Below are 5,981 nucleotides of genomic sequence, written 5' to 3' on the forward strand. Positions count from 1 at the left end.
GGGACGGATTCGAACCATCGAAGGCAGTGCCGGCAGATTTACAGTCTGCTCCCTTTGGCCACTCGGGAACCCCTCCAAATTTTCAAGCCATTCAGACTACTAAAGGAAAGAATGGTGCCGACTACCGGAATCGAACTGGTGACCTACTGATTACAAGTCAGTTGCTCTACCTACTGAGCTAAGTCGGCATAAGTGGTGCGCATTCTATTGAATGATTTTCTAGGTTGCAATAGTAATTTGAAAAAAAATCATAAATTTCGATTTTTTAGATTCGTTTGCTGCAAATTCGTACAAACTTAGCTTTTTTAAAGCAAACTTCGACCTTTGTCGTTTGCTTTGAAGTTCGCTTGATGTATGTTCTTGCTTCTATTAAACCAAGGATAAAAGAGACCCATGAGTCCATTTTTGTCATTTGACCGTGCAAATTGGGCCGAGTTAAGAAACTCTGTACCGATGACACTTTCTGAAGACGACTTGACTGCGCTTCAGGGCATTAATGAAAACCTAACCATGGAGGAAGCGGTAGAGATCTACCTTCCTTTGTCTCGTCTTTTGAATCTGTATGTCCAAGCTCGTCAAAGCCGCAATTCCGTATTACAACAATTCTTAAATACAGAGGAACATGCTCCCCCTTTCGTAATTGGTATCGCTGGCAGTGTTGCTGTAGGCAAAAGTACGACTGCTCGTATTCTAACGGCATTGCTTTCTCGTTGGGAGAATCATCCCAAAGTCTCCTTGGTTACAACAGATGGCTTCCTATATCCGAAAAAAGTACTAGAAGAACGCGGTATCATGCATCGTAAAGGCTTCCCTGAATCCTATGATATCAAGCGTTTAGTCGAGTTCATGTCTGACGTAAAGGCAGGAAAGCCCGATCTTGAAGTACCCATCTACTCTCACATCACGTATGACATTACTGATGAACTAAGAAAAGTGGATAGACCGGATGTTCTTATTATTGAAGGTTTAAACGTTCTGCAAAGTGGAATGGACTATCCACATGACCCGCATCGTGTCTTCGTCTCTGACTTTTTAGATTTTTCAATTTATGTCGACGCAGAAACAGAGACCATTGAACATTGGTATGTAGAACGCTTTTTAAAGTTTCGCCAAGGGGCCTTTACGAAACCTGGATCTTATTTTAGCCACTACACACAACTCTCTGTCGATGACGCAAAGAAAAAAGCGAAGCAAATTTGGCATGATATTAATGGGCTCAATTTAGAATTGAATATTCTTCCAACTCGTGAGAGAGCCCACTTGATTCTACACAAAGGCGTTAACCACTTGGTTGATAAAGTCTCGTTGCGAAAGTAATCGAAGATTAGTCACTTTTACGCAACGAGATTTCACCACCAATATAAGTCTCTAGTCCTTGGGAGGTTTCAATTAATATTCCACCTTGATGATCGATGCCTCGAACGACGCCATATACCTCTCTAGGACCAATAAGCAGTTTGACCTGACGATTAAGGAAATTGTCTAACCGATTCCAACGTTCGATAAAGCCAGTAAGTCCTTTCATTTCATATTCGACAAGTGCGGAATTCCAATGCTTGATAAGTGTCATTGCTAGAACATTTCTATCGATCTTGAGACTCTGATTTACTTGGTTCAACGTGGTCCATGGCTGGTCAATCTCAGGCTGGTCGTCAGGCATTCCAATATTCAGGCCCATCCCAATCACTAGATGAGCAGCCCCACCGGCCTGACCCGACATTTCAACCAAGATTCCGGCCAGTTTTTTATCTTGATAATACAAGTCATTCGGCCACTTGAGTTTAACACCTTGCATGCCTACTTCTTCCAGAGCTTCCACTGCGGCAATCCCAATCACCAAGCTCAAGCCCATTGCCGCAGCCATTCCCGCATCCAGTCGCCAATACATAGAGAGATATAAGTTAGAGCCAAACGGTGAGACCCATTGTCTACCGCGGCGACCACGCCCTTGTGCTTGATATTCAGCAATACAAACACGGCCCTTTTCCGAATCCACGACTCTGTCGAGCAAATACTGGTTCGTTGAGTCAATCACAGGGACAAGTTCAACAAGTGACTCCGAGCTAGTGGTCAGGAGTGTCTCGTCTAACAACTGCAATGGTGAAGCTAATTGGTAACCACGCCCTTGCACTCGATAAATATCAATACCCCATTCACTAAGACCTTTAATGTGCTTAGCGATTGCCGCTCTGGAAACATTAAGATCGTCGCCCAACGCTTCTCCTGAATGAAACTCTCCATCACTTAATAACCTTAAAATATGAAGTTTCGTAGAGTGATCTTTTCTCATCTAGATGCCTCGATCTGAGTCAAATTCGTCTCCCCGGTACGATTGAGAAAGCGTACTTCATGCTCAAGTATGATTTGGTATTTATCCCATACCGTCTGCTTCACTAAAGAAGCAAGCGCGACAATGTCATCAGCACTACAATTATCCATGTTGGTCAAAACCAAAGCTTGCATAGGGTTGACCTGCGCACCGTGTACAGACTTCCCTTTTAATCCACACTGATCGATAAGCCAACCAGCAGCAATTTTCATTCCTCCAGAAGCTGGGTAGGCCACTACGTTAGGGTATTTTTTTGTGAGTCGATCATAGTGATCTTGCGTGATCACTGGGTTTTTAAAGAAACTACCTGCGTTACCTATCTTGGTTGGATCTGGCAGTTTTGCCTTTCGCACTTGGCATACTCGTTCGAAGATAGAAGCAGGGCTGAGTTGTTCTTCTGGGATACTTTGTAAAGGACCGTACTGGTTAATCGGCTGCCATTGCTTCGCCAACTTAAGCCCTAATGCGGTGATAAAGCACTTTCCGTGCAACGCATGTTTAAATATGGAATCCCTATAGGCAAACTCACAGTCTTGGGCGTGCATTCTTTTGTTTTCAAACGTAGTTAGATCAAGAACATCTACATAATCACAGATGTCTTTTAGCTCTAGGCCATACGCACCAATGTTCTGAATAGGAGCCGAGCCAGCACAACCTGGAATCAAAGCTAAGTTCTCGATCCCACCGATCCCCTGATTCACACACCAGGAAACCAATTCAGGCCAATCTTCACCACCGGCAATATGTAATAGGTAGTGCTCATCCGTTTCCGTGACTTCTTTACCCATGATTCGATTAACAATCACTAATCCCTCAAAATGTTCTGTAAAAAGAACATTACTTCCTTTACCTAAAAAAAGTTTCGGTAAATGGGTGAATCTTGGGTTTTGAAATAGCTCAATAACATCTTCAAGCGACTCAACGATAGCTAAATAGGAACACGATTGTTCAATTCCAAAAGTATGGTAAGCCTTTAGGCTCGCATTTGTTTTAATTTGCATAGTAGGTTTGCAACACCAGATAAGATTCTCTTAAACTGTCGACATTCTACATTAGTTATCTTTTAACCGCAGTGACAATACCAGACTCATTAATCATAGAAGTGTTAAATCCCATCAAGCTCCCCCTCATTAAGAAACTATACAAAGCGTATTACCCTGCGGGTCGAGCCAAAAAAGATGAATTGATCATTACAGCAAGCCATAAAGGTGAAATCATTGCGTTACTACGTTTAAAAAGTGTAGATAAAGTTCGTCTATTGACAGGAATGTTGGTCATTCCGAAAGTTAGGGGAACAGGGATTGGAAAAGAACTACTAACTCATTGTAAAAACAATGTTTTCACTGATGGCGATTATTGCTTCGCGTTTACACATCTCGAATCCTATTATTCCAAGCATGGATTCACAACAATTGATTGCTCTGAGCTACCACACCCGCTAAAAATGGCATTTCAACGTTATGTAGATAGCGGTAAAGATCTCATTCCAATGCAATTCATCTCTTCAACGACATCAAAACGCGTGCTTTTGTAGCCAGGTAAATCATATCTTTGATAAAATGGCAGGTTCGCAATATTGCACTAAACTAAGGTACTCATACCGATATGATAGTAAGTAGGAATCCATTCGAACAGTTGCCAAGTCTCGCTGTCAATCCGGAAGACTTTGATGTTCTGTATTCAGCAGAATCATTCAGAACCCGTCTTTTAGATGCTATCAGCAAAGCAACGTCGCGAATTTACCTAGTCGCTCTATATCTGGAAGATGATGAAGCTGGACGTGAAATTCTCACTGCGCTTTATGAAGCGAAACAGCGCAATCCTGGGTTGGACATCAATATCTGTGTCGACTGGCATCGAGCGCAGCGTGGCCTGATTGGTGCGGAGACATCTGAGGGTAATTCAGCGCTTTACAAAGCATATGCCAGCAAATACCAACACCCAATCCCTGTCTATGGCATACCAGTGCGTGGCAGAGAAGTTTTTGGGGTACTGCATTTAAAAGGCTTCATTGTCGATGATACTGTTATCTACAGTGGGGCGAGCTTAAATAACGTTTATCTCCATTATCATGAACGTTATCGATTTGATCGTTACCATGTGATTCGACATGAATCTTTAGCGAATTCAATGGTGCAATTCATTCAGGAAGAAATGATTGCTCACCCTGCCGTTAATGATCTTGCAGGAAAAGATAAGCCAGAAACCAAAGAAATTAAGTCGGCGATTCGCCAACTGAGGGCTTCTCTTGCTCAAGCCAATTATAAGTTTGAAGACCAAGCTGCAACAGAAGAAAGCGTAAAAGTCACTCCGTTAGTTGGGCTAGGCAAACGCCGTAATCTACTCAATCAACAGATTGTAAAGTTATTGGCAGCAGCCCAAGACGAAATTTTCATTTGTACGCCTTACTTTAACTTCCCTAAAGCACTTCATCGTGAAGTGAAACGAGCCATGAAGCGTGGTGTGAAAGTAACTATTGTTGTGGGTGATAAAACCGCCAACGACTTTTACATTGCACCTGAGGAAGACTTTAAAACCATTGGCGGACTTCCATATCTTTACGAAGTGAATTTACGTCGCTTTGCGAAAACCAATGAAGCGAATATCGCCGCACGTAAATTGTCAATTCACCTATGGAAGCATGACAATAACAGCTTCCACCTTAAGGGTATTTGGGTTGATAAACGCTATATGCTACTTACTGGGAATAACTTAAATCCACGTGCTTGGTCACTCGACCTAGAAAATGGACTACTCATACAAGACAATTATGCGAAGCTCACTGAGAAGTTTGAAGACGAAGTTTCGCGTATTCTTGAGCATACTCACCTTATCTGTACTTATAAGCAATTAGAGAAAGTAGAAGACTATCCTATAGGGGTACAGCGACTGGTCAGAAAAATTACCCGCCTAAAGGCAGATGGTGTTTTAAAGCGTATTCTTTAGACATCATTTCTCGCTCTAAAGTACGTCGAGATTTTTATACTAAGCCAACCGCTTTAGCAGTTGGCTTTTTCATATAATCCATTTGGAATACTTAACTATTTTCTAGTACCGCTAGTGAGCACATAACCACTTAGATCTAGAGCGACTCTCTTAATGGGTTTGAGCTTTGACGTTTGTGAGTTATTCCGCATAGCTTACAGCCTCGAGCTAAGCTCCCCCTCTCTGTTCTGGCGCTTCTTACCCCTTGGCGATATATTTTTTCTGAGACTCATCAAATGTTCAGCGTCGAAAATCATCACCTCGCTAATGAAGAGCTCCTTCAATCTTTCACCTTCCAATTCTTTTCAAGTCGTTTGATTTTTGAGCCAGGAGAGATTGGGGGTATATATGACGCTTTTCTGGATTATGCGCACAGTTCGTTTTTTCTTTCTCATCAAGATTCAAGCCGTTGAACGCCTTTGAATACCATAGATTACTTAGGTTTGTTTGTAGGTCATATTGTCTTTCCACAGCATCAACGGCCTATATTAATTAAAGCCTAGTGTGTAATCACGCAGAGTTCGCTTAGTAGGGATTATGGGGAGTAGTCTAGTTAGGTGTAAACACACTTCAGGGAAACGCCGCAGTAGAAACGAAAAAAGCCTCAGTCTTTCGACTGAGGCTTAATATAAGTGGCGGAGTGGACGGGACTCGAACCCGCGACCCC

At 42.4% G+C, this 5,981-nt stretch carries 5 protein-coding genes and 1 tRNA gene; 3 read left to right on the plus strand and 3 right to left on the minus strand.

Translation table 11 applies throughout. The features are described from left to right. Window positions 1-112: 112 nt before the first annotated feature. A tRNA-Thr gene (locus tag R7P36_RS24745) sits at window positions 113-188 on the minus strand. 205 nt (window positions 189-393) lie between these two features. Between R7P36_RS24745 and coaA the strand changes: the two genes are divergently transcribed. Beyond that, window positions 394-1,317: a type I pantothenate kinase gene (gene coaA, locus R7P36_RS24750; RefSeq protein WP_005388683.1), complete on the plus strand. Its 924-nt coding sequence runs from the start codon at window positions 394-396 to the stop codon at window positions 1,315-1,317. A 7-nt stretch (window positions 1,318-1,324) separates the two neighbouring features. Here coaA and birA read toward each other — a convergent pair whose 3' ends face one another. Continuing rightward, window positions 1,325-2,290 (minus strand): bifunctional biotin--[acetyl-CoA-carboxylase] ligase/biotin operon repressor BirA, encoded by a 966-nt coding sequence (birA, locus tag R7P36_RS24755; RefSeq protein WP_033907505.1) that lies wholly within the window; start codon window positions 2,288-2,290, stop codon window positions 1,325-1,327. Then, on the minus strand, window positions 2,287-3,330 hold the full coding sequence (gene murB / locus R7P36_RS24760) for a UDP-N-acetylmuramate dehydrogenase (RefSeq protein ID WP_033907506.1): 1,044 nt from the start codon (window positions 3,328-3,330) through the stop codon (window positions 2,287-2,289). The genes birA and murB overlap by 4 nt, the downstream gene beginning before the upstream one ends. 101 nt (window positions 3,331-3,431) lie before the next feature. On the opposite strand from murB, the gene R7P36_RS24765 reads away from it, so the two are divergent. Together R7P36_RS24765 and pssA are read left to right on the plus strand one after the other, a co-directional pair. Then, window positions 3,432-3,863: a GNAT family N-acetyltransferase gene (locus tag R7P36_RS24765; RefSeq protein ID WP_031781233.1), complete on the plus strand. Its 432-nt coding sequence runs from the start codon at window positions 3,432-3,434 to the stop codon at window positions 3,861-3,863. 71 nt (window positions 3,864-3,934) lie between these two features. Continuing rightward, on the plus strand, window positions 3,935-5,275 hold the full coding sequence (gene pssA, locus R7P36_RS24770) for a CDP-diacylglycerol--serine O-phosphatidyltransferase (protein WP_033907507.1): 1,341 nt from the start codon (window positions 3,935-3,937) through the stop codon (window positions 5,273-5,275). The last annotated feature ends 706 nt before the right edge of the window (window positions 5,276-5,981 follow it).

The organism is Vibrio sp. 397 (genome assembly GCF_033339395.1).
Lineage (GTDB): Bacteria > Pseudomonadota > Gammaproteobacteria > Enterobacterales > Vibrionaceae > Vibrio > Vibrio alginolyticus.